Origin of the sequence: Pantoea sp. 1.19 (genome assembly GCF_001922585.1) — a bacterium.
Taxonomy (GTDB): Bacteria; Pseudomonadota; Gammaproteobacteria; order Enterobacterales; family Enterobacteriaceae; genus 1-19.
Genome location: NZ_MRBS01000009.1, coordinates 39,443 through 61,032, shown reverse-complemented (window position 1 = coordinate 61,032; position 21,590 = coordinate 39,443). Strand labels below are relative to the sequence as shown.

General features: G+C 59.9%; 23 protein-coding genes. 13 read left to right on the top strand and 10 right to left on the bottom strand.

What is annotated here, in order from left to right; translation table 11 throughout:
• Nucleotides 1-6: 6 nt before the first annotated feature.
• The 4 genes from BS626_RS15515 to rfaD are packed head-to-tail and all read right to left on the bottom strand — an operon-like array spanning nt 7 to nt 3,912.
• Nucleotides 7-927, bottom strand: a complete 921-nt coding sequence (locus tag BS626_RS15515; protein ID WP_075183295.1) for a glycosyltransferase family 2 protein — start codon at nt 925-927, stop codon at nt 7-9.
• Nucleotides 928-942: 15 nt separating this feature from the next.
• Nucleotides 943-1,911 carry a lipopolysaccharide heptosyltransferase RfaC gene (rfaC, locus tag BS626_RS15510; protein WP_075183294.1) on the bottom strand — a complete coding sequence of 323 codons (969 nt, stop codon included), beginning with the start codon at nt 1,909-1,911 and terminating at the stop codon, nt 943-945.
• Complete coding sequence (gene rfaF / locus BS626_RS15505; protein ID WP_075183293.1) at nt 1,908-2,963, bottom strand: ADP-heptose--LPS heptosyltransferase RfaF; 1,056 nt, start codon at nt 2,961-2,963, stop codon at nt 1,908-1,910. Before rfaF ends, rfaC begins: the two co-directional genes overlap by 4 nt.
• Before the next feature lie 16 nt (nt 2,964-2,979).
• Nucleotides 2,980-3,912: an ADP-glyceromanno-heptose 6-epimerase gene (rfaD, locus tag BS626_RS15500; RefSeq protein ID WP_075183292.1), complete on the bottom strand. Its 933-nt coding sequence runs from the start codon at nt 3,910-3,912 to the stop codon at nt 2,980-2,982.
• A gap of 232 nt (nt 3,913-4,144) precedes the next feature.
• On the opposite strand from rfaD, the gene BS626_RS15495 reads away from it, so the two are divergent.
• A complete protein-coding gene (locus BS626_RS15495; protein ID WP_075183291.1) occupies nt 4,145-5,338 on the top strand; it encodes a glycine C-acetyltransferase in 1,194 nt (397 codons plus the stop codon).
• Nucleotides 5,339-5,348: 10 nt separating this feature from the next.
• On the top strand, nt 5,349-6,380 hold the full coding sequence (gene tdh / locus BS626_RS15490) for an L-threonine 3-dehydrogenase (RefSeq protein ID WP_075183290.1): 1,032 nt from the start codon (nt 5,349-5,351) through the stop codon (nt 6,378-6,380).
• Nucleotides 6,381-6,383: 3 nt separating this feature from the next.
• On the opposite strand, the gene BS626_RS15485 is transcribed toward tdh, so the two are convergent.
• Together BS626_RS15485 and envC are read right to left on the bottom strand one after the other, a co-directional pair.
• Nucleotides 6,384-7,313, bottom strand: coding sequence for a divergent polysaccharide deacetylase family protein (locus BS626_RS15485; protein ID WP_371328507.1), 930 nt, complete (start codon nt 7,311-7,313; stop codon nt 6,384-6,386).
• 2 nt (nt 7,314-7,315) lie between these two features.
• Entirely contained in the window at nt 7,316-8,599 is a 1,284-nt protein-coding gene (gene envC / locus BS626_RS15480) for a murein hydrolase activator EnvC (protein WP_075183289.1), read from the bottom strand.
• Nucleotides 8,600-9,004: 405 nt separating this feature from the next.
• Here envC and BS626_RS15475 point away from each other — a divergent pair, with 405 nt between their 5' ends.
• The 5 genes from BS626_RS15475 to cysE all read left to right on the top strand — a co-directional run bounded on the left by BS626_RS15475 (nt 9,005) and on the right by cysE (nt 12,194).
• On the top strand, nt 9,005-9,436 hold the full coding sequence (locus BS626_RS15475; RefSeq protein WP_075183288.1) for a rhodanese-like domain-containing protein: 432 nt from the start codon (nt 9,005-9,007) through the stop codon (nt 9,434-9,436).
• 14 nt (nt 9,437-9,450) lie between these two features.
• Nucleotides 9,451-9,705, top strand: a complete 255-nt coding sequence (gene grxC / locus BS626_RS15470) for a glutaredoxin 3 (protein ID WP_075183287.1) — start codon at nt 9,451-9,453, stop codon at nt 9,703-9,705.
• Nucleotides 9,706-9,806: 101 nt separating this feature from the next.
• Nucleotides 9,807-10,277, top strand: coding sequence for a protein-export chaperone SecB (secB, locus tag BS626_RS15465; RefSeq protein WP_075183286.1), 471 nt, complete (start codon nt 9,807-9,809; stop codon nt 10,275-10,277).
• Nucleotides 10,278-11,297 carry an NAD(P)H-dependent glycerol-3-phosphate dehydrogenase gene (gene gpsA, locus BS626_RS15460; protein WP_075183285.1) on the top strand — a complete coding sequence of 340 codons (1,020 nt, stop codon included), beginning with the start codon at nt 10,278-10,280 and terminating at the stop codon, nt 11,295-11,297.
• Between the two features lie 75 nt (nt 11,298-11,372).
• Entirely contained in the window at nt 11,373-12,194 is an 822-nt protein-coding gene (gene cysE, locus BS626_RS15455; RefSeq protein ID WP_075183284.1) for a serine O-acetyltransferase, read from the top strand.
• Nucleotides 12,195-12,210: 16 nt separating this feature from the next.
• On the opposite strand, the gene trmL is transcribed toward cysE, so the two are convergent.
• From trmL to cpxR, 3 genes are read right to left on the bottom strand one after another with little or no spacing between them, the layout of a single operon-like run.
• On the bottom strand, nt 12,211-12,681 hold the full coding sequence (gene trmL / locus BS626_RS15450) for a tRNA (uridine(34)/cytosine(34)/5-carboxymethylaminomethyluridine(34)-2'-O)-methyltransferase TrmL (RefSeq protein ID WP_075183283.1): 471 nt from the start codon (nt 12,679-12,681) through the stop codon (nt 12,211-12,213).
• 40 nt (nt 12,682-12,721) lie between these two features.
• Nucleotides 12,722-14,098, bottom strand: a complete 1,377-nt coding sequence (gene cpxA / locus BS626_RS15445; RefSeq protein ID WP_075183282.1) for an envelope stress sensor histidine kinase CpxA — start codon at nt 14,096-14,098, stop codon at nt 12,722-12,724.
• Nucleotides 14,095-14,793, bottom strand: coding sequence for an envelope stress response regulator transcription factor CpxR (gene cpxR / locus BS626_RS15440; RefSeq protein WP_075183281.1), 699 nt, complete (start codon nt 14,791-14,793; stop codon nt 14,095-14,097). The genes cpxA and cpxR overlap by 4 nt, the downstream gene beginning before the upstream one ends.
• Before the next feature lie 143 nt (nt 14,794-14,936).
• On the opposite strand from cpxR, the gene cpxP reads away from it, so the two are divergent.
• Together cpxP and BS626_RS15425 are read left to right on the top strand one after the other, a co-directional pair.
• Nucleotides 14,937-15,461, top strand: coding sequence for a cell-envelope stress modulator CpxP (gene cpxP, locus BS626_RS15435; protein WP_075183280.1), 525 nt, complete (start codon nt 14,937-14,939; stop codon nt 15,459-15,461).
• A 258-nt stretch (nt 15,462-15,719) separates the two neighbouring features.
• Nucleotides 15,720-16,019: a TM2 domain-containing protein gene (locus BS626_RS15425; RefSeq protein ID WP_075183278.1), complete on the top strand. Its 300-nt coding sequence runs from the start codon at nt 15,720-15,722 to the stop codon at nt 16,017-16,019.
• A gap of 44 nt (nt 16,020-16,063) precedes the next feature.
• Here the strand turns inward: BS626_RS15425 and BS626_RS15420 are convergent, their stop codons facing one another.
• The gene (locus BS626_RS15420) at nt 16,064-17,287 is read right to left on the bottom strand and encodes a diguanylate phosphodiesterase (protein WP_075183277.1); all 1,224 of its coding nucleotides are present in this window, start codon (nt 17,285-17,287) and stop codon (nt 16,064-16,066) included.
• Nucleotides 17,288-17,453: 166 nt separating this feature from the next.
• Here BS626_RS15420 and fieF point away from each other — a divergent pair, with 166 nt between their 5' ends.
• The 4 genes from fieF to BS626_RS15400 all read left to right on the top strand — a co-directional run bounded on the left by fieF (nt 17,454) and on the right by BS626_RS15400 (nt 21,579).
• On the top strand, nt 17,454-18,356 hold the full coding sequence (fieF, locus tag BS626_RS15415) for a CDF family cation-efflux transporter FieF (protein WP_075183276.1): 903 nt from the start codon (nt 17,454-17,456) through the stop codon (nt 18,354-18,356).
• A gap of 212 nt (nt 18,357-18,568) precedes the next feature.
• Complete coding sequence (gene pfkA / locus BS626_RS15410; RefSeq protein ID WP_075183275.1) at nt 18,569-19,531, top strand: 6-phosphofructokinase; 963 nt, start codon at nt 18,569-18,571, stop codon at nt 19,529-19,531.
• A 138-nt stretch (nt 19,532-19,669) separates the two neighbouring features.
• Nucleotides 19,670-20,659 (top strand): sulfate ABC transporter substrate-binding protein, encoded by a 990-nt coding sequence (locus tag BS626_RS15405; protein ID WP_075183379.1) that lies wholly within the window; start codon nt 19,670-19,672, stop codon nt 20,657-20,659.
• 152 nt (nt 20,660-20,811) lie between these two features.
• On the top strand, nt 20,812-21,579 hold the full coding sequence (locus BS626_RS15400) for a CDP-diacylglycerol diphosphatase (RefSeq protein ID WP_075183274.1): 768 nt from the start codon (nt 20,812-20,814) through the stop codon (nt 21,577-21,579).
• The last annotated feature ends 11 nt before the right edge of the window (nt 21,580-21,590 follow it).

The following is a 21,590-nucleotide window of genomic DNA, read 5'->3' as shown; positions in this document are numbered from 1 at the left end:
AGGCGCTTAGCGCGCCTTTTTTTTCACCTGATAAAATTTTCGTTTCTGACTCAGGCGAACGTTGCTATCGCGGTAAAAGCGCCAGGCGTCGATTTCGCCCAGGCGGCGGCGGGTGAGATCTTTCAGCGGCTCAGCCAGCTCGCCGTAGTGGCGATGCGCAAAATCAATCCAGTGGCAGTGGATTAAATTTTTGAATTTGTCGGGCAGGCAGGCATCGAGGTTTTCCAGCGTGGCATAGAGACAGTGGATTTTGTCGGCCGACAGGCTGACGGAGAGGCTGCCAGTGCGCTTCAGGTAAAGGTAAAATCCCTGCGAAGAGAAGATAATCTTTTCGCTGTGCATCAGCACCTGAGGAAAAACCCAGGCATCTTCGTAGCAGACGTAGTCCGGAAAAGCGACCCGCCGTAACATGTCGCGACGAAAGAACTGGCCAATGACGTGCCCCTGATAGTCCCGATGCAGCAGAAAGCGTGTGATCGCTTCATCGCGGTCCAGCGTCACCACCGGCTGCAAGGTGACGACCGGTTCCGGGGCATCTTCCGGGATCTCAATCAGGCGGTTGATGTAAATATCCGGCGCATGGGTGCGCAGGTGCGCCAGTTTTTGGCTCAGGCCGGCGGCAATCAGACGATCATCGCCGTCAATCATCAAAATATACTGCCCCCGGCACCGGGCGACGGCAAAATTACGCACTTTGCCGATGTTCTTAAACTGGGTTTGCCAGGCGAAAGCGTGCCGGTAGCGTGCGGTGAAGGCGGCGATGATCGCCGGCGTACCGTCCGCCGAGGCGTCATCGGTAATGATGAATTCGCACTGTTCCAGGTCTGCCGGGGTGAGGGCATTGATGATCGAATCCAGCGTGGCTTGCAGCCAGCGCTCGCTGTTGTGGGCGGTGATAACCACGCTTAATAACGGACAGGCATCCATAATGACTCCGGGGCGTTACGACAGCTGAACGGACAGCGTGCTGAATACGGTTGAGGCGGTGATATCACTCATGGCATTGCCCTGAGGCGGGCGCAGCGCCACCTGATTATCGCCATAGCCGCCAATCAGGCCCGGATCGGTGGGCCCGTAGAGCGTGATGTTGGGGCGATCCAGCGCGGCGGTCAAATGGCTCAGGCCGGTATCCACCGACACCACGAGCCGGGCGCCGGCAAGCTCCCGCGCAACCTGCTCCAGGCTGAGTTTCGGCAGCACCTCCACGTGGCTGAAGCCCTCGGCAAGGCGCCGCGCGCGCTGGTGCTCATGCTCGGCACCCCACGGCAGTTTGATGCGGTAGCCGCTGTGGCTGAGCAGGCCAATCAGCTCGCGCCAGTGGCTTTCTGGCCAGTGTTTGTTATCCCGGGTGGTGGCGTGTAGAAACACCAGATAGCGCCCGGCATCCTCCGGCAGTGCGGCAAGGAAGTGGCCGGCAATGGCGTAATCGCCGCGCGTTTCCGGTCGGGGATAACCGAGACTTTTGGCAAACAGTAAGCGCGTGCGCTCAACGGCGTGCAGCTGCTTTGGGATCGCGTGGCGTTGGTCATACCACCAGCTGGCGAACGGTTCGCGGGCGCTGCGGCTGTCCTGGCCGTGCTTGTTCCCTCTGGCCAGCCGGGTCACCAGCGCGGCGCTTTTCACCAGCCCCTGGGCATCAATGATGCGGTCGTATTGACGCGCCTGCAGCTGTTTCTTAAAAAGAAAGCGCTCTTCGCGTGTCTGGCTGCCAAACCAGTTTTTACGCCAGCGGCGCAGTGCCACCGGTAACGTCTCTTCGACGGCCGGATGCCAACTGGGGATCTGGGCAAACCCCTCTTCAACCACCCAGTCAAAGCGAATATCAGGCAGCGCGCGCAGGGCATCAGTGAGTGCGGGCAGCGTGTGTAACACGTCGCCCATTGAGGAGGTTTTTACGATCAATACCTTCATACGTGCTCCTGGCGCGGCGGCGTCAGCAGGTCGCTCAGTTCCGCCATCACGCGCTCGGGCTGAATGTCGATCAGGCTTTGATGATAGCCTTCCGTCGCCTCGCCCCGGCGAATTTTGTGGTAACCGCTGATAAGCCGGATCACCCGCGCGCGCGCGCTAAGCGGCGGAGTAAAGTCCGGGCTGCTCGGGCCGTAAAGCGCCACCAGCGGTTTATCCAGCGCCGCGGCGATATGCATTAAGCCGGAATCGTTACTCACAACCGCCTCGCAGAAAGCCAGCAGGACTACCGCCTGCTCCAGCTGCGTTTTACCGGCCAGATTGCGGCAGTGCGCGCGCAGGGTCGCCGGCAGCGCGGCAACGATCTCGTCGCCGGTCGCGGCATCGTTTGCCGAGCCGAACAATAAAACCTGATGACCGGCGGCAATTAGCCGCTGCGCCAGCGCCGCGTAGTGATAGTGTGGCCAGCGCTTAGCCGGGCCAAACTCCGCGCCGGGGCAAAACCCGATCGCCGGGCGATCGCCGGCCAGGGCGAAGGCCGCCGCCACGTCGCGGATCTCGTCGTCGCTCACCTGCAGGCGCGGCCACGGCAGCGGCTGCGGCAGATCGCGGGCGCTGTGGATATCGGCAGCATCCCAGGCCAGCGCGACATAGCGCTCTACCATCAGGGGAAAGGCGGCTTTATCCAGCACGCGCAGATCGTTGAGCAGGCCGTAGCGCATTTCGCCGCGCCAGCCGATCCGCTGCGGAACGGCGGCGAAGAAGGGCACCAGCGCGGATTTAAACGATCCGGGCAGCACATAAGCGCGATCGTAGCCGGTCGGGCGCAGGGCTTTTCCCAGCCGCCGGCGTTCGCCCAGCCCCAGCGCACCGTGACCCAGCGGCATCGCGAGCGCGGCGTTGACCTCCGGCATTCGCGCCAGCAGCGGGCGGCACCACGCGGGCGCCATTACGTCAATGGTCGCGTCGGGAAAACGCTGCTTCAGCGTACGATAAAGGCTCTGCGACATCATCATGTCGCCCACCCATGATGGGCCGATCACCAGTATTTTCATCGCGTTGCGGGCATCCTTACGCGGTGCGGTTCAGCCAGGCCATATAGTCCGCCACGCCCTCGGCCACGGTTTTAAACGGCTTGTCATAGCCGGCCGCGCGCAGGTTAGTCAGATCGGCCTGAGTGAAGGTTTGATAGCGCCCTTTCAGCTTGGCCGGAAAAGGAATGTACTCCACCTGGCCCTTCTGATGGTAGTGCAGCGCCGCGTCGGCCACGGCCTGGAAGGATTCGGCGCGGCCGCTGCCGCAGTTGAAAATGCCGGAGACGCGGTTTTGCCAGAACCACAGGTTGACTGCGGCAACGTCTTCAACGTAGACGAAGTCGCGCTTGAACTGGTCACTGCCCTCGAACAGCTTGGGATTTTCACCGTTATTCAGCTGAGTGTTGAGGTGGAAAGCCACGCTGGCCATACTGCCTTTATGGCCTTCGCGCGGTCCGTAGACGTTAAAGTAGCGGAAACCGCACACCGGCGACTGCGCGTCGGGCAGGATGTTACGCACGTAGTGGTCGAACAACATTTTGGAGTAGCCGTAGACGTTCAGCGGCGCTTCATATTCGCGTGATTCGATAAAGTTAGCGTCGCGGCCGCCGTAGGTGGCGGCGGAGGAGGCGTAGAGGAACGGAATCTGGTGCTCGAGGCAGTAGTGCAGCAGCTCTTTTGAGTATTGAAAGTTATTGTCCATCATGTACTTGCCATCCCACTCGGTGGTGGCTGAGCAGGCACCCTCGTGGAAAACTGCTTCTACGTCACCAAAGTCTTCGTCGGCGAGGATATTGACAAGAAAATCCTCCTTGTCCATATAGTCGGCAATATCAAGGTCCGTCAGGTTAGCGAATTTGGTGCCGTCCTTCAGGTTATCGACCACCAGAATATCGCGGTAGCCTTGTTGGTTTAACGCTTTAATGATGTTGCTACCGATAAAGCCGGCGCCGCCCGTGACAATAATCATAATCCTCTACCTCAAAATGGCTGGGGTGAAACCGCACGTTTCACGCACGAATGCCTGACATCATACCATTGGATCGCGCTGTCGGCAGCCAGATGACTCCGTAACGACCCGTCAGCCTGTCCTCAAGGCGGGATTTATGCTGCAAATCTCACATTCTTCGCCGTGAATTGTCGTCGTTTTGCCGGCTTTTCCGTAGTCTGTGCGTAACCATTGCCGGTTACGGAGAATATTCATGTCAGCCACCTTCTATCAGCAGATGCAAGCGCAGCTGGCCGCGACGCGGCAGACCGGGCTTTTTAAGGAAGAGCGGCCGATCGCCACGGCGCAGCAGGCGCGCATTGCGGTGGCAGGAAAAGAGGTGTTGAATTTTTGTGCCAATAACTACCTCGGGCTGGCAAACCATCCGGCGCTGATTGAGGCGGCGAAAGCCGCAATGGACCGCTACGGCTTTGGTATGGCCTCGGCGCGCTTTATCTGCGGCACTCAGGACATTCACCAGCAGCTGGAGCAGCGGCTGGCGGCCTGGCTCGGCATGGAGGATGCCATCCTCTACTCCTCCTGCTTTGATGCCAACGGCGGACTGTTTGAGACCCTGCTCGGCGCAGAGGATGCGATCGTTTCAGATGCCCTGAATCACGCCTCCATCATTGACGGTATTCGACTGAGCAAAGCGCAGCGTTACCGCTACGCTAATAACAACATGACCGAACTGGAGGCGTGTTTGCAGCAGGCGCGCGCCGCCGGAGCGCGCCACGTGATGATTGCGACCGACGGCGTGTTCTCGATGGATGGCGTGATTGCCAACCTGCAGGGCATCTGCGATCTCGCTGAGCAGTATGATGCGCGGGTGATGGTGGACGATTCACACGCGGTTGGGGTGGTTGGGCGCGGCGGCCGGGGCACCCATGAACACTGCGGCGTGATGGGGCGCGTGGATCTGATTACCGGCACGCTGGGTAAGGCGCTGGGCGGGGCATCCGGTGGCTATACCGCCGGTAAAAAGGAGGTGGTGGCGTGGCTGCGGCAGCGGAGCCGCCCTTATCTGTTCTCCAATGCGCTGCCCCCCGCCATCGTGGCGGCGTCGCTGCGGGTGCTCGATCTGCTCAACGAGAGCGATAACCTGCGTCAGCGGCTGTGGCAAAACGCGGCGTGGTTTCGCGCCGCAATGACCCAGTCCGGCTTCACCCTGGCCGGTGCCGACCACGCCATCATCCCGGTGATGCTGGGCGACGCCGCGCTGACCCAGGCTTTTGCCCACGCGCTGCAGCAAGAGGGGGTTTTTGTTACCGGCTTTTTTTATCCGGTGGTGCCGGAAGGGCAGGCGCGCATTCGCACGCAGATGTCCGCTGGCCACAGCCATCAACAGCTTGAGCAGGCGGTTGCCGCCTTTACCCATATAGGAAAACAACTGGGCGTTATCGCCTGAGGAACCGAGGATGAAAGCATTAGCCAAGCTGCACGCAGAAGAAGGTATCTGGATGACGGAAGCGGGGATTCCCGAGCCGGGTCACAACGATTTGCTGATTAAGGTGCGTAAAACCGCCATTTGCGGTACCGATGTGCACATCTATAACTGGGACAGCTGGTCGCAAAAGACCGTGCCGGTCCCGATGATAACCGGCCACGAATACGTGGGCGAAGTGGTCGGCATCGGTCAGGAAGTAAGCGGCTTCCGCCTTGGCGATCGCGTTTCGGGTGAAGGCCATATTACTTGCGGCCACTGTCGTAACTGCCGCGCCGGCCGCACGCACCTGTGCCGCAATTCGCAGGGCGTGGGCGTGAACCGTCAGGGCTGTTTTGCAGAATATCTGGTGATCCCGGCGTTTAATGCGTTCAAGATTCCGGATGCTATCCCGGACGACATCGCCGCGATTTTTGATCCCTTCGGAAATGCTGTGCATACCGCACTCTCTTTCGACCTGGTGGGGGAGGATGTGCTGATTACCGGCGCCGGGCCGATCGGCATCATGGCGGCGGCGGTGTGTCGACACGTTGGTGCACGGCACGTGGTGATCACCGACGTGAACGAATACCGACTGGATCTGGCACGGAAGATGGGCGTGACCCGGGCGGTCAACGTGGCGGAGCAGCGGCTGGAAGACGTGATGCAGGCGCTGGGCATGACCGAGGGCTTTGACGTTGGGTTGGAGATGTCCGGTGCACCGCCGGCGTTCCGTTCGCTGCTGGCGGCCATGAATCACGGTGGGCGAATTGCGCTGCTGGGCATTCCGTCGCAGGAGATGGCCATCGACTGGAATCAGGTCATCTTTAAGGGATTATTCATTAAGGGCATCTACGGGCGGGAGATGTTTGATACCTGGTACAAAATGGCCGCGCTGATTCAGTCCGGTCTGGATTTGACGCCGGTGATTACCCATCGCTTCGACATCGATGATTTTCAGCAGGGATTTGATGCCATGCGCAGCGGCCAGTCGGGAAAAGTGATCCTCAACTGGCCTGCGCGTTAAGCATCAGCGCGGAAATATACGCTGACGCAGCGATTGCGCAAAGTGGCTGTCGCGCATGCTGTCAGTGAGCACTTCCAGTGCGCGGCGGTCCGCTACCGGCATCAGCGGCCGTGACGATCGGCACTGGCGCCCCGCGCCGGCGGGCTTCACTGCCGGGCGTGGTGGCGGATTGGCCGATTGAGTGGCCGCCGGCGGCCGGCGATCGGGCCGTACCGGCTCATTAAGCAGCTGACTCGGTCGCACCAGCACCACGCCCGCGGGCAGCGTCGGCAGCATCTGCTGCAGCACGCGCACCGTCGCCGGATGCGGGTGGCCGATGGCAATCGCCGAGCCGTCGCGCTGCGCCAGATTCACCGCCCGGGTAAATTGTTTGCGGATCTCCGCTTCATTCTGGCTGTCGTCGAGAAAGACCCGGCGTTTCAGCACGGTGACTCCGGTACCCTGGGCGGCAGTGACCGACTGGCTGCTGCCAATGGTCATGCTGTCGAGAAAATAGAGCTGATAGCCGGCCAGCGACTGCATCACTTTTTGCATGCCGAACAGGCTGGAGGTCATGGCGCTGCCCATGTGATTGTTCAGTCCGACCGCGTGCGGCACCTTGTTCACTGCCTCTCGCACAATCCGATCGATTTCGGCACTGCTCATGTTCGGACGCAGCGTATCTTTCTCCAGCGGCTGTTTGGAGAGCGGGGCCATCGGCAGGTGAATCAGCACTTCATGCCCGCTTTGATGGGCTTTTTCCGCCATCGCCCGCGCGTGGGGAGCATTGGGAAGTACCGCGACCGAAATCGCCGGCGGCATTTGCAGTACCGCGTTTTCTTCTTTTGGCCGGTAGCCAAAATCATCGATCACAATCGCTAACTTTCCGGCCCATACCGAACCGCTAAACAGTAGCCCCGCTAGCAGTGCGCGGACGCACGTTGTTTTCTGCACCCTTACCGTCCTAACCATGGAAGTGGATTGACCGCCTGCCCCTGGCGGCGAATTTCAAAATAGAGCGACGGCGTGCCGCGTCCGCCACTGGTACCGACCAGCGCAATGGGCTCGCCGGCGCGCACCTGCGCGCCCACGCTGACCAGCGCGCTCTGGTTGTAGCCGTACAGGCTCATGTCGCCTTTACCGTGCTCTACCACCACGACCAAACCATAGCCCTGTAGCCAGTCGGCCATCAGTACGCGACCATCGGCGATGGCTTTTACCTCGGCGCCCTCCGGGGCATTGATAACCAATCCCTTCCAGCGCAGCTCCCCCTGCAGGGTTTCGCCAAAGCGGTGGGCGAGGCTGCCGCGCACCGGCCAGATATCCTGGCCGGCTGGGCGACCCAGGCCACCGGTACGCGCCATCAGCGACCGCTCACTGGCGCTGGGCTTCCAGCTTGAACCTTTGCTTTTCTCCTGCGCCTGGCGCTGGCGAACCTGCTCGGCTTCGCGCTCGGCGCGGGCGCGGGCGGCCTGCTCCGCGCGGGCAATTTTATCGCGCAGGCGCGTTTCGTTTTGGCGCATTTCCACCAAATCGGCCTGGTCTTTTTCGAGAGCGGATTCGAGCGTGGTGAGGGTTTTCTGCCGCGCGATGCGGGCCGATTCCAGCTTCTGCTGCTGGCGTTTCTGTCCGTCCAGCAGCTGGCGCTGGCGGGCCTGTTTTTCAATCTGTTCCGCTTTCTGCGCCGACAGCTGCCGGCGAGTCTGTTGCAGGTCGCCGATTGTCTGCTGTCGCGCCGCGTTCAGATAGCCGAAGTAGGCGAGAATGCGCTCGCTGCGCTGGCTCTCTTCTCCGCCCAATATCAGCTGCATACTGCCATGCTGGCCCTGCCGAAACGCGGCATCCAGCTGCTGAGAGAGCAGCTGTTCCTGGTGCGTTTGCTGACTTTCCAGCCGGGTGATTGAGGCATTTAGCGCGCTGATCTCTTTATTGAGCGTCGCCAGGGCCTGCTGGGCATCGCGCAGCTGCCGGGCGGCCTGCGCGATGATTTTTTCCTGACTGCGCAGCTGATCCAGCAGGTTACTGCGCGCCACTTTCTGCGCTTTAACCCGCTGTTCCGTTTCGGCGATATCTTGCTGGATCGATTTCAGCTGGGACTGGCTGTCGTTGGCCGCCGACAGCGCGGGCAGCAGCAAGTATCCGGCACACAGCACGCTGGCGCAGAGTCGCCGCGCCTGGGCGGTGCGGGGAGCGGCAAGCCGGACGGCGCGGCGCAGAAAAAGTGTCGGTTTATCCCTCATAGCGCGCAATTATTCCACGATGAACAGCCGCTTACCAGCCAGCCTATGCGGGTTTTCATTTCCATAAGTGACATCTCCTGGTGCGGTTTGCTGAGCGCTTGCGCGTCGGTGGAGCGTCCTGCGGCTCACGACGCTGCGATACGCACAATAATGGGCGGTTTCGCGCCAACTTGCCATCCTGAGCGGTGAAATCTTTGTTTACACTACGCGTTGTCGCTTCGCCGCCGGGCAGAGGGCCGGGGCGCCAGCCGGGAACGAGGCCTCGCCGGATGAGATCACTTTTTTCTGTTTTTTACGGCAGAAATTGCGCCTGAGCCGGTCAGGTGACTGTACATGAAAGGTGGCGCAGGTATACTCAGAACCCTTATTTTCGCTTATTAACCCTGACGGGAGCCGTTACCCCCCATGCAAGAAATTATGCCATTCGTTAGCAACCACCCCATTCTCAGTCTGGCATGGGTCGTTTTGCTGATTTTGGTGATCGTGACCACCTTTAAAGGCATGTTCTCCAAAGTAAAAACCATTTCCCGTGGCCAGGCCACGCACTTGATCAATAAAGAAGACGCGGTGGTCGTGGACGTGCGGGGGCGCGATGAGTATCGCAAAGGCCATATTTCCAATGCGCTGAATGTGCAGGCGGCGGACATTAAAAAGGGCAGCTTTGGCGAGCTGGAGAAGCACAAGGCTCAGCCGCTGATTGTGGTCTGCGCCTCCGGCCACAGCGCCGGTGAAGCCGCGGCTAAACTGAGCCAGGCCGGCTTTAACAACGTGTCGGTATTGAAAGAAGGGATTGCCGGCTGGAACAGTGACAACCTGCCGCTGGTGCGCGGTAAGTAATCGGGAGACGACAGATGGTCCAGATTGATATTTATACCAAAGCAACCTGTCCATTTTGCCATCGGGCCAAGGCTCTGCTGGCGCAGAAAGGCGTCACTTATAACGAGATCGCCATTGATGGCGATGCCGAGGGGCGTGAGAAGATGATCGCCCGCGCCCATGGCCGGACAACGGTGCCGCAGATTTTCATTGCCGATCGCCACATTGGCGGTTGCGACGATCTCCATGCGCTGGACGCGCGTGGCGAACTGGATCCGCTGCTGGCCTGAGGAGGCGTGAAGCCTCTTCGCCGTAGCGTCACGCGTCATCTGACGTAATACTGCTTCTCCTTGCCGGGCAAGGATGATGATTAACGCACAGGAAAAGAACTATGTCTGAACAAAACAGCAGCGAGATGTCATTCCAGATCCAACGCATCTACACTAAAGATATCTCCTTTGAAGCGCCAAACGCTCCGCAGGTTTTCCAGAAAGAGTGGGAACCGGAAGTGAAGCTGGATCTGGACACCGCCTCTTCCCAGCTGGCTGACGATGTGTACGAAGTGGTGCTGCGCGTGACCGTGACCGCTTCACTGGGTGAAGAGACCGCGTTCCTGTGTGAAGTTCAGCAGGCGGGAATCTTCTCCATTGCCGGTATCGATGGCAACCAGATGGCACATTGCCTGGGCGCATACTGCCCGAACATTCTGTTTCCGTATGCGCGCGAGTGCATTACCAGCCTGGTCTCCCGCGGTACTTTCCCGCAGCTGAACCTGGCACCGGTGAACTTTGATGCGCTGTTTATGAACTACCTGCAGCAGCAGCAAGCGACCGGGGAAACCGCCGCACAGCAGGATGCCTGAATGGCCAATCACGCCGCGTCTATGACCGTTATCGGTGCCGGATCTTACGGCACCGCTCTCGCCATCACCCTGGCCCGCAACGGCCATCCGGTGGTGCTGTGGGGCCATAATCCCACCCATCTTGCCCGCCTTGAGGCCGAGCGCTGTAATGCGGCGTTTCTGCCGGATGTGCCTTTTCCCGCCACGCTGCGGCTGGAGAGTCAGCTGGAAAAAGCGGTGGCCGCCAGTCGCGATATTCTGGTGGTGGTGCCGAGTCACGTCTTTGGCGAGGTGCTGGCGCAGCTGAAGCCGCATCTGACCGCAGCGTCGCGCCTGGTCTGGGCGACAAAAGGGCTGGAGCGCGAGACCGGACGATTACTGCAGGACGTGGCGCGCGAAATCATGGGCGACGCCATTCCGCTGGCGGTGGTCTCGGGGCCGACGTTTGCCAAAGAGCTGGCCGCCGGCATGCCGACGGCGATCGCGCTGGCGGCGACGGACGCCGGTTTTGCGGACGATCTGCAGCAGCGGATGCACTGTGGTAAAAGCTTTCGCGTCTACAGCAATCCGGACGTCATCGGCGTGCAGCTGGGCGGAGCGGTTAAAAACGTGATCGCAATTGGTGCCGGGATGTCGGACGGTATTGGCTTTGGCGCCAACGCCCGCACCGCGCTGATTACCCGCGGACTCGCGGAAATGAGCCGGCTTGGGGCCGCGCTGGGAGCCGATGCCACCACCTTTATGGGGATGGCCGGACTCGGCGACCTGGTGCTGACCTGTACTGATAATCAGTCCCGAAACCGCCGCTTTGGCATGATGCTGGGGCAGGGGCAGGAGGTGGATGCGGCGCAGGCGGTCATTGGTCAGGTGGTCGAGGGCTATCGCAACACCAAAGAGGTGAAAGCGCTGGCCGCCCGGTTGGGCGTGGAGATGCCCATTACCGAACAGATCTATCAGGTTCTGTATTGCGGAAAACCGGCGCGCGAGGCCGCATTGTCGCTGCTGAGTCGCGATCGGAAAGATGAAAACGGGACGCGCTGAGCGCGCGGCGGCATACCCGTCGCGCGCCGGTGCAGCCCGGATGCGGCGTGAATTAGGGTTGATGGGGAGAAAAGCATGTCGTCGGAAGAGTTAGAGCTGGTCTGGAGCCATATTAAAGCCGAAGCGCGCGCGCTGGCCGATTGCGAACCGATGCTTGCCAGTTTCTACCATGCGACGCTGCTGAAGCATGAAAATCTGGGCAGCGCCCTGAGCTATATGCTGGCCAATAAGCTGGCGACGCCGATCATGCCGGCCATGGCGATTCGCGAAATCGTGGAAGAAGCGTACCGGCAGGATCCGCGGATGATCGCTTCGGCGGCGCTGGATGTTCTGGCGGTGCGCCAGCGCGATCCGGCGATTGATAAATACTCCACGCCGCTGCTCTATCTGAAAGGCTTTCACGCCCTGCAGTCGTATCGTATTGGCCACTGGCTATGGAATGAGGGCCGTCGGGCGCTGGCGGTGTTTTTGCAAAATCAAATCTCGGTCTCGTTCGGGGTGGATATCCATCCGGCGGCCACGATCGGCTGCGGGATTATGCTCGACCACGCTACCGGCATCGTGATTGGTGAAACGGCGGTGGTGGAAAATGACGTCTCGATCCTGCAGTCGGTCACCCTCGGTGGAACCGGTAAAACCACTGGCGATCGTCATCCAAAGATCCGCGAAGGGGTGATGATTGGCGCCGGCGCCAAAATTCTTGGCAACATTGAAGTTGGCCGCGGCGCTAAAATCGGCGCCGGGTCGGTGGTGCTGCAACCGGTGCCGCCGCACACCACAGCGGCCGGCGTACCGGCCCGGATCGTCGGTAAACCGTCCAGTGAAAAGCCCTCCATGGAGATGGATCAGCACTTCAACGGCACCATTCCCGGCTTTGAGTACGGCGACGGCATCTGAGGCGTCGTGGTTCCGCTCAGCGCAGTAGCGCCCCGGAATAATCCAGCTGGCGCCAGGCCTCGAATACCACGACGGAGACCGCATTTGACAGGTTCATGCTGCGACTGTCCGCCCGCATCGGAATGCGGATTTTCTGTTCGGCGGGCAGCGTGTCCAGCAGGCTGGCGGGCAGACCGCGAGACTCCGGGCCAAACAGCAGATAATCCCCCGGCTGATAGCTGACAGCGCTGTGCGCCGGGGTGCCTTTGGTCGTGAGGGCAAACAGGCGCTGCGGCTGCGCGTCGCGCATAAAGGCCGCCAGGTCTGCGTGGCGCCGGACGGCCGCAAACTCATGATAGTCAAGCCCGGCGCGCCGCAGGCGTTTGTCGTCCCAGGCAAAGCCGAGCGGCTCGATCAGGTGCAGGTGAAAGCCGGTATTAGCGCACAGGCGGATAATATTACCGGTATTCGGCGGAATTTCCGGTTCAAACAGGACGATATTGAGCATGGTTGCGGCCCCGAAAAAAACAGGGCCGCAGGATAGCAAATTACGCTCTGGCCGAGTAGAGCGGTAGCCACAGGGTGAGGCGCAGGCCGCCCAGCGGGCTGTCGTCGGCTTTTACCCAGCCGCGGTGCTGCTGGATCACGGTTTCTACAATCGCCAGCCCGAGTCCGGTGCCGCCGGATTCACGATCGCGCGCCTCATCGGTTCGGTAGAAAGGGCGGAAAATCTGCTCGCGATCTTCCGGGCTGACGCCGGGACCGTCATCATCCACGTGCAGGGTCATCCCCTGATTATCCACGGAAAAACTCACCTGAATTCGCGACCAGGAGTAGCGGAGCGCATTACGGATGATATTTTCGACCGCGCTTTCCAGCGCGTTTGGGTTACCGTAGAGGGGCCACGGACCCGGTGGATAGGGGACCTCCAGCGTTTTACCCATCTGTTCGGCTTCAAATTTCGCGTCATCCAGCACTTCCTGCCACAACTGGTTGGCTTTCAGCGACTCGCTCACCAGCGCATTTTTATGCTGATTGCGCGACAGCGCCAGCAGGTCGTTTATCATCCCGTCCAGCCGCTGCGCTTCGGTTTCGATCCGCTCCAGCTCTTTGCCTTCGCCGTGGCGGCGCCGCATCAGCGCCGTAGCCAGCTGCAGGCGGGTCAGGGGCGTGCGCAGTTCATGAGAGATGTCCGACAGCAGACGGTGCTGGGCGGTCATGGTGCGTTCCAGCGCGCTGACCATCTGATTAAAGCTGGCGCCAGCGGCGAGAAACTCCTGCGGGCCTGACTCCAGCTCCGGATGCTGGCGCAGGTTGCCCTGCGCCACTTCATCCGCCGCGTGCTTGAGCTTCCGCGCCGGTTTGGCCAGGCTCCAGGCCAGCCACAGCAGCAGCGGTGAACTGATCAGCATGGTGACAATCAGCAACAGCAGCGGCCGGTCAAACAGCAGGTTGATAAAGTCGAGCTGTGAGCTGCCGGCGGGACGAATCAGGTAGAGCTGATAGTTATCGGCACCGTCGCGCACCGAGAAAGGACCGACCAGCTCCACGCGGCCATATTTTTTCTTCTGCGGATGATCGGCATTATCCGACTGGCCGATAAAATTACGGATAATCTGCATTTCATTGTGCTGTGCGCCGATAACCCGTCCTTCGCTGGTTACCAGCAGCAGCCGCTGACCCGGCGGCGCCCACTTATCGATGGCGCGAAACAGCCGGCGCCACCACATCAAATCGTTGGCGGGATCTTGGATCAGTTCGGCTTCGACGTGCTGCTCAATCATGATGCCCTGCCGCTGTTCGCTTTCGATAAGCGGCGTCATCTGGCGCGAGTCCAGCTTGGGCAGCATCAATACCAGCATCAACACCAGCGCCAGCGTGAGCCAGAAGATGGCGAAGATGCGGGTGGTCAGGCTGCCAATCATGTTGCCGATACCATCAGATAACCGCGCCCGCGCAGGGTTTTAAACCACGGATGGCCGTCGCGTCGCTCCGGCAGTTTGCGGCGCAGGTTGGAGATATGCATATCGATGGCGCGGTCAAACGGCGTGAGCCGCTTACCCAAAACGTCCTGGCTCAGCTGTTCACGCGAGACCACCTGCCCCAGGTGCTGGGCGAGCAAATAGAGCAGGGTGAACTCGGTGCCGGTCAGGTCGAGGGTCTGGTTCTCGAAGCTGGCCTCCTGGCGTCCGGGATTCAGCCGCAGCAGATCCACCTCAAGCGTCGGTGAGGCGCTGTCGTTCTGCTGCTGCTGCTCGCTCCAGTTGGAGCGGCGCAGGATAGCGCGGATGCGGGCCACCAGCTCGCGATCGTTAAAGGGCTTTGGCAAATAATCATCCGCGCCCAGCTCCAGCCCCAGCACGCGATCCAGCTCGCTGCCGCGCGCGGTCAGCATGATGACCGGGGTTTGGTGCTGCTGACGCAGCTCTTTCAGAGTATCAATGCCGTTTTTCTTTGGCATCATGACGTCCAGCAGCAACAGATCAATTGAGCTGTCGAGCATACTCAGCGCCTGTTCACCGTCACCGGCGACCAGTACGAGAAAACCTTCCATTTCCAGTAACTCTTTCAACAGCGAAGTGAGTTCGCGGTCGTCATCAACCAACAGAATTTTATTCATTGTTTTGGCCCTCCGCAGGCAAAATTACGACATCGAAAGCCGCCAATCCATGACTTTACGTTGTTTTACACCTCCTGACGCATGTTTGCAGCTGCCGCCGTAGACTCGTTAGCGTTGAATCGAGAAACGAACGGGAGTAAGCGATGCGCACAGTGACCGCCGTCGTCATGGCTGCTGCACTTGCCTCAAATTGTAGTGCGCTGGCTGCCGACGTTGCGACGATTGACGACATGCATCATACACCCAGCATTGCGCAGGGCAGTATGACGCAAAATCCCGAAAGTCACATGTTTGACGGGATTAAACTGAGCGAACAGCAGCGCCAGCAAATGCGTGATTTGATGCGGCAGGCGCGGGCGGAACGGCATGACGTTCCCCCCGAAGAGTTGGAAAAACTGCACCGTCTGGTGACGGCAGAGCATTTTGATGAAGCGGCCGTAAAGGCGCAGATGGAACGGGTGACCGAGGCGCAGCTTGACTGGCAGGTTGAAATGGCCAAAGTGCGCAATCAGATGTATCACCTGCTTACACCGGCGCAGCAGGCCGTTTTACACACCCGACATGAGCAGCGTATGCAGGCATTGCGCAAGCTCGCGGACAGGCAGCAGGCTTCATCGCTGCAGGCAGTAAGCAGTACCGGTAGTACCCGTAATGGCAGTACCCAGTAACATGTATCCCTGTTTTCCTTGCCATAGACACCATCCCTGTCTTCCCCCACATGATGTGGGGGTTTTTTTTCCCCCATTGCAAGACCCTGACGCTGGCTGAGGCGTGCATCTGTTTGCTCTTCAGTCAGGTTCTGTTAATGGAATCTGGTTAAGAGTTATCCTAAGATAGTTATGAAATTTCCGCCGTAACCCATGAAGATCGCTGCGCGGCGCGGGGGCGCAGGACATGACGGGATCACCACTGTTAAGGGAGCGAGTATGTCAGATAAGGTGTTCTGCCGCGGATGCGGCAAAGAGATACACAGCAGCGCTAAAAGCTGCCCGCACTGCGGTGCGGTGCAGTCCACGAGCTATGGCGAAAAAAATCGCCTGGTGGCCGCCTTGCTGGCGCTGTTTCTTGGCAGCCTGGGCGCGCATAAATTTTACCTGGGACGCATTTTCCAGGGGGTGATGTACCTGCTGTTCTGCTGGACCCTGATCCCGGGCGTGATTGCCTTTGTGGAGTTTATTATTTATCTCTGCACCTCCGACGAGAAGTTTGCAGAAAAATACGGTTGATGCCGCCAGAAAAAGCCCGCTTGCGGGCTTTTTCTGTGGGAGCGTCAGACCGGCGTATCGGCGAGCTCCGGCCAGTTGACGGCGGGGATGGCGTTGATCGCCGGACGGGCAAACAGGAAGCCCTGAAACTGGGCAATGCCGGCCGATTCTAACCACATCCACTCTTCGACTTTCTCCACGCCGTTAGCGATGACCTGAATTTCCAACGAGGCGCAACACTGCAGAATAGCGCGCACGATGGCCTGCTTCGGGCCGCTTTTATGCACGTCGCTGATGATATGGCGATTGATTTTAATGCGGTCGGGCTGTACCTGTGTCAGCAGCAGCAGACCGGCGGAGCCGGCGCCAAAATCATCGATCGCCAGCCGCATACCGGCGGCTTTTAGCTGCTTGATCGCCGCGGCAAACGCCCCCTGACGGGCGATCACTTCGCGTTCGCTGACTTCCACTACGATTTGCTCCGGCACCAGCCCCTGAGCATGAATTTCATGCAGCAAAAAATCGACCGCGCCGGGAACCGCGACCAGCGACAGCGGCGACAGATTGATAGCCAACGTACGCTCCCCAATGCCTAACCGTTTCGCTTGGGCGAACGCCAGCTTTTTCGCGTGCAGATCGGCCACCGGGATCTCCTCTTGCGACAGGCCGGCGAAAAAGCGATCCGGCGTGTTGCCGTCGGGGCTGCGGATCAGCGCCTCCAGCGCAACGATAGATTGCGACAGCGGGTCGAGAATGGGCTGAAAGGCAAACTGACAGGGAACCCCCTGCAGCAGGCTGGCGTCGCCATTGCGCTGCGGCGAGTCATCTTCCACGAAGCGCCAGCTCTCCGCCGGGGGCAGCTCAAAGTAGTGCTCGCGCTCAGTGGCTTCCACAAAGGTGCGCAGGAACTGCAGTGCGCGATCGTTATACGTCAGCTGATATTTGGACGTGCCCTTATCCAGTACCGCCTGCAACACCTCGTCACCGTCGTGTTCAGTGAGGTTAAACAGCTCCATGCCGACGTTGCCGAAGCGACGCGCCGGGGCGTAGTCGCGCAGCAGCTCTACCAGATTGTGATGACGCGGATCGTCACATATGCGGCTGTAGATCGCATTGACGCTCTCTTCGGGCCCTTCCAGCAGCTGAAAAAAATGGGTGCCGTTAAACAGCAGGATCCCGGTTACGTCATAAACTTCGTTACGCGCATTCGCACTGCTGGCGAGGTCGTCCAGGGTGGCAAATGGCACATTTTCGCAAATATGACTGCGATAAATGAGAGTGGATAGCATCAAGCTTCCCGATAAGTGGTCTGTGTAGGCTCTATTTTATCAAATAACCGGCGGCCGTGCCGGACGCGCAACGCCTGCGATGGTTTTTTTCTGCAGGCGGGGCCGCGCGACGAGGCGTTGGGATCCTGGGGTATACTTCCAGAACGTCCTGATGTAGGGAATGAAGATGAATAATGAATATGGTCGTTTAGTCAGCCGCGCGGCGCTTTCCGCCACCGTGCTGGCCAGTACGCTGCTGCTGATCAAAATTTTTGCCTGGTGGTATACCGGGTCGGTCAGCATGCTGGCGGCGCTGGTAGACTCGCTGGTGGATATTGCCGCCTCGCTGACCAATCTGCTGGTGGTGCGCTATTCACTGCAACCGGCCGACGCGGAACACACGTTTGGTCACGGCAAGGCGGAGTCGCTGGCGGCACTGGCACAAAGCATGTTTATCGCGGGTTCGGCGCTGTTTCTGTTTCTTACCGGTATTCAGCATCTGGCCACGCCTGCGCCGCTCAATGCGCCGCTGGTGGGGATGACGGTCACTGTGGTAGCGCTGCTTGCCACGCTGGCGCTGGTCGCGTTTCAGCGCTGGGTGGTCAGGCGCACGCACAGCCAGGCCATCCGTGCTGACATGCTGCACTATCAGTCCGATGTGCTGATGAACGGCGCGATCCTGATGGCGCTGGCCCTCAGCTGGTACGGTTTGCATCGCGCGGATGCGCTGTTTGCCCTCGGCATCGGCGTCTGGATCCTCACCAACGCCCTGAAGATGGCCTGGGAGGCGGTGCAGGCACTGCTGGATCGCGCTTTACCGGAAGAGGAGCGGGCGGCCATTGTGGCCATCCTGGAGCAGTGGCCCGGCGTACACGGTGCCCATCAGCTGCGTACGCGCCAGTCCGGTCCTACCCGTTTTATTCAGCTTCATCTGGAAATGGATGACGACCTGCCGCTGGTGCAGTCGCACCGCATTGCCGACGAGGTGGAGTGCGCGCTGCGTCAGCGTTTTCCCGGTGCCGATGTCACTATTCACCAGGATCCCTGCTCGGTGGTGCCGGACGCGCGTCGCGGGCAGTTTGAGCGATAACGCGCTGTTTTGGGGTGTTTATATTTTGATGAGTTGCGGAATCGCGTATAAGCGCAAAAAAAATACTTAAAACCCGGCTGACCTGAATCAATTCAGCCTTAAGTCTTTGATATACTCTTTGCCATCAGAGAACTTTCGGTGCCTGTCAGGCGTGCGGCATGCCTCTTTGGCGCTCAGATTTTATACTTTGCTTAACAAGTTCAGAGGTAGTCATGATCAAAAAAATCGGTGTACTGACCAGCGGCGGTGACGCGCCCGGAATGAACGCGGCCATTCGTGGCGTGGTGCGCGCAGCGCTCAGCGAAGGGCTGGAAGTGTTCGGTATTTATGACGGCTACCTTGGCCTGTACGAAGATCGCATGATCAACCTCGACCGCTACAGTGTCTCTGACATGATTAACCGCGGCGGTACTTTCCTCGGCTCGGCGCGCTTCCCCGAGTTCCGCGATGAAGCGGTGCGCGCCATAGCGATTGAAAACATGAAGAAGCGCGGCATTGATGCGCTGGTGGTGATCGGCGGCGACGGCTCTTACATGGGCGCGAAGCGCCTGACTGAGATGGGCTTTCCCTGCATCGGCTTACCGGGCACCATTGATAACGATGTGGCAGGCACCGACTACACCATCGGTTACTTTACCGCACTGGAGACCGTGGTCGAGGCGATTGACCGCCTGCGCGATACCTCTTCTTCGCACCAGCGCATTTCGATTGTGGAAGTGATGGGACGCTACTGCGGGGATCTGACCCTGGCCGCGGCAATTGCCGGCGGCTGTGAGTTTATCGTGCTGCCTGAGACGCCCTACACCCGCGAAGAGCTGGTGGCCGAAATCAAAGCCGGCATCGCTAAAGGCAAGAAGCACGCTATCGTCGCCATTACGGAGCACATCTGCGATATCGACGAGCTGGCGCGCTATATTGAATCGGAAACCCAACGTGAGACCCGCTCTACGGTGCTCGGCCACATCCAGCGCGGTGGCGCGCCGGTCGCTTATGACCGCATCCTGGCATCGCGTATGGGCGCCTATTCCATTGAGCTGCTGCTGCAGGGCTACGGTGGCCGGTGCGTTGGCATCCAGAACGAGAAAATGGTGCACCACGATATTATCGATGCGATCGAGAATATGAAGCGTCCGTTTAAGAAAGACTGGCTGGAGACCGCCAAAAAACTTTACTGAGTGCTGCGGGCGCAGATCGCTGCGCCCCTCTTTTCCGCCTTCATATTCCTTTAAGTTATGACCGATTATTTTTAATTCTTTAATCCCCGATCCACTTTGTGTCACGCTGCGCTGATTAACCTGTTTTGGGAGAGCGTGATGAAGAAGTGGCATGTGGGATTGACCCTGTTACTGGCCTCCGGCAGCGTGCTGGCAAAAGACGTGCAGCTACTGAACGTCTCCTACGACCCGACGCGCGAGCTGTATGAGCAGTACAACAAAGCTTTTGCGGCGCATTACAAGCAGGAAACCGGCGACAACGTGGTGGTGCGCCAGTCTCATGGAGGTTCGGGCAAGCAGGCCACCTCGGTGATCAACGGTATTCGCGCGGACGTGGTGACGCTGGCGCTGGCTTCCGATGTGGATGCGATTGCCGAACGCGGCCGCATCGACAAAAACTGGATGAAGCGGCTGCCGGATAACGCCGCGCCGTACACCTCCACCATCGTGTTCCTGGTGCGTAAAGACAACCCGAAGCAGATTAAGGACTGGCCGGATTTGATTAAGCCCGGCGTCTCGGTGATTACGCCGAATCCGAAAACCTCCGGCGGCGCGCGCTGGAACTATCTGGCGGCCTGGGGCTGGGCGCTGGATCATAACAGCGGCGATCGGGCGAAGGCGCAAGCGTATATGAAGGCGCTGTTCAAGAACGTTGAGGTGCAGGATTCCGGCGCCCGCGGCGCGACTAATACCTTTGTCGAGCGCGGCATCGGTGACGTGCTGATCGCCTGGGAGAATGAGGCCTATCTGGCGGTCAATAAGCTGGGTAAGGACAAGTTCGACATTGTCACGCCGAGCGAATCCATTCTGGCGGAGCCGACCGTCTCCGTGGTGGATAAAGTGGTGGATGAGCGGGATACGCGCAAGGTGGCGGATGCCTACCTGAAGTATCTCTATTCACCGCAAGGGCAGACGATTGCCGCCGAGAACTACTATCGCCCGCGCGATGCGCAAGTGGCGAAAAAGTTTGCCAACACCTTCGCCCCGGTGAAACTGTTTACTATCGACGAGAAATTTGGCGGCTGGAGCAAGGCGCAGAAAGCGCACTTTGCCGAAGGCGGTTCCTATGATCAAATCATGAAGCAGTAATTCCACCCGCGGGGCGCGCCGTGCCACGCGGCTATCCCGCCAGCGCTGATGCGCTGCGCGCGGCCACATGAACGGTTCCGCACGAGGGGGCGTGTTCGGCGCATGACAGTAAGCGCGGGGCGCGCTACGCTGACAGCCACTCCCTGTAAAGTATGGTGGCGAGGTCACGATTGGGTCGTAAGCTTATCCTGTCGGGCGCGGTGCTGATCGCGCTGGCTGCCGCGATCGCGGTGGGGGCGCTGAGCCGGCTGCATGCCGGGTCTGATGCCCTGTGGCGGATCATCAGCCAGCAGTGTTTGCCGCATCAGCGCTTGGGCAATCCGGCGCCCTGCCAGCAGGTCGATCTGGCCCGGGGCTACGTGGTGCTGAAGGATCGAACTGGGCCGCTGCAGTACCTGCTGATGCCGACGGCAAAAGTGAGCGGGATCGAAAGCCCGCAGCTGCTGGCGGCCGGTACGCCAAACTATTTTCAGCTTGCCTGGCAGCATCGCGATCTGCTGGCGCAACGGCGCGGTGCGCCGGTGCCAGAAGATGCGATATCGCTGGCGGTCAACTCGCGCTGGGGGCGCAGCCAGCATCAGCTGCATCTGCATCTTTCCTGCCTGCGGCCGGATGTTCGTCAGACTATCGATCGGCTGGCCCCGACGCTGGGGGAGCGCTGGCAGCCGCTGATGCTCAGGGGGCACCGCTGGATCGCGCGCACGCTGACCCCAACCGAACTGGCCGGCCTGTCGCCTTTTCGCCGGCTGCATTATGAATGGCCGCCCGCGCGGGCGCACATGGCGCGCTTCGGTATGGCGTTGGTGGCATTGCCTTCGGGTGAGCTGCTGCTGCTGGCGCTGGAGCGGGATTTTCTGAGGCTGAATCTCGCCTCGGCAGAAGAGCTGCAGGATCACACCTGTGCGATCCTGCAGGCCTGAGGCGGAACGTG

Coding starts and splice junctions, on each gene's coding strand:
- BS626_RS15515 (WP_075183295.1), bottom strand. CDS start 927: ATGGATGCCTGTCCGTTATTAAGCGTGGTTATCACCGCCCACAACAGC.
- rfaC (WP_075183294.1), bottom strand. CDS start 1,911: ATGAAGGTATTGATCGTAAAAACCTCCTCAATGGGCGACGTGTTACAC.
- rfaF (WP_075183293.1), bottom strand. CDS start 2,963: ATGAAAATACTGGTGATCGGCCCATCATGGGTGGGCGACATGATGATG.
- rfaD (WP_075183292.1), bottom strand. CDS start 3,912: ATGATTATTGTCACGGGCGGCGCCGGCTTTATCGGTAGCAACATCATT.
- BS626_RS15495 (WP_075183291.1), top strand. CDS start 4,145: ATGTCAGCCACCTTCTATCAGCAGATGCAAGCGCAGCTGGCCGCGACG.
- tdh (WP_075183290.1), top strand. CDS start 5,349: ATGAAAGCATTAGCCAAGCTGCACGCAGAAGAAGGTATCTGGATGACG.
- envC (WP_075183289.1), bottom strand. CDS start 8,599: ATGAGGGATAAACCGACACTTTTTCTGCGCCGCGCCGTCCGGCTTGCC.
- BS626_RS15475 (WP_075183288.1), top strand. CDS start 9,005: ATGCAAGAAATTATGCCATTCGTTAGCAACCACCCCATTCTCAGTCTG.
- grxC (WP_075183287.1), top strand. CDS start 9,451: ATGGTCCAGATTGATATTTATACCAAAGCAACCTGTCCATTTTGCCAT.
- secB (WP_075183286.1), top strand. CDS start 9,807: ATGTCTGAACAAAACAGCAGCGAGATGTCATTCCAGATCCAACGCATC.
- gpsA (WP_075183285.1), top strand. CDS start 10,278: ATGGCCAATCACGCCGCGTCTATGACCGTTATCGGTGCCGGATCTTAC.
- cysE (WP_075183284.1), top strand. CDS start 11,373: ATGTCGTCGGAAGAGTTAGAGCTGGTCTGGAGCCATATTAAAGCCGAA.
- trmL (WP_075183283.1), bottom strand. CDS start 12,681: ATGCTCAATATCGTCCTGTTTGAACCGGAAATTCCGCCGAATACCGGT.
- cpxA (WP_075183282.1), bottom strand. CDS start 14,098: ATGATTGGCAGCCTGACCACCCGCATCTTCGCCATCTTCTGGCTCACG.
- cpxR (WP_075183281.1), bottom strand. CDS start 14,793: ATGAATAAAATTCTGTTGGTTGATGACGACCGCGAACTCACTTCGCTG.
- cpxP (WP_075183280.1), top strand. CDS start 14,937: ATGCGCACAGTGACCGCCGTCGTCATGGCTGCTGCACTTGCCTCAAAT.
- BS626_RS15425 (WP_075183278.1), top strand. CDS start 15,720: ATGTCAGATAAGGTGTTCTGCCGCGGATGCGGCAAAGAGATACACAGC.
- BS626_RS15420 (WP_075183277.1), bottom strand. CDS start 17,287: ATGCTATCCACTCTCATTTATCGCAGTCATATTTGCGAAAATGTGCCA.
- fieF (WP_075183276.1), top strand. CDS start 17,454: ATGAATAATGAATATGGTCGTTTAGTCAGCCGCGCGGCGCTTTCCGCC.
- pfkA (WP_075183275.1), top strand. CDS start 18,569: ATGATCAAAAAAATCGGTGTACTGACCAGCGGCGGTGACGCGCCCGGA.
- BS626_RS15405 (WP_075183379.1), top strand. CDS start 19,670: ATGAAGAAGTGGCATGTGGGATTGACCCTGTTACTGGCCTCCGGCAGC.
- BS626_RS15400 (WP_075183274.1), top strand. CDS start 20,812: ATGGTGGCGAGGTCACGATTGGGTCGTAAGCTTATCCTGTCGGGCGCG.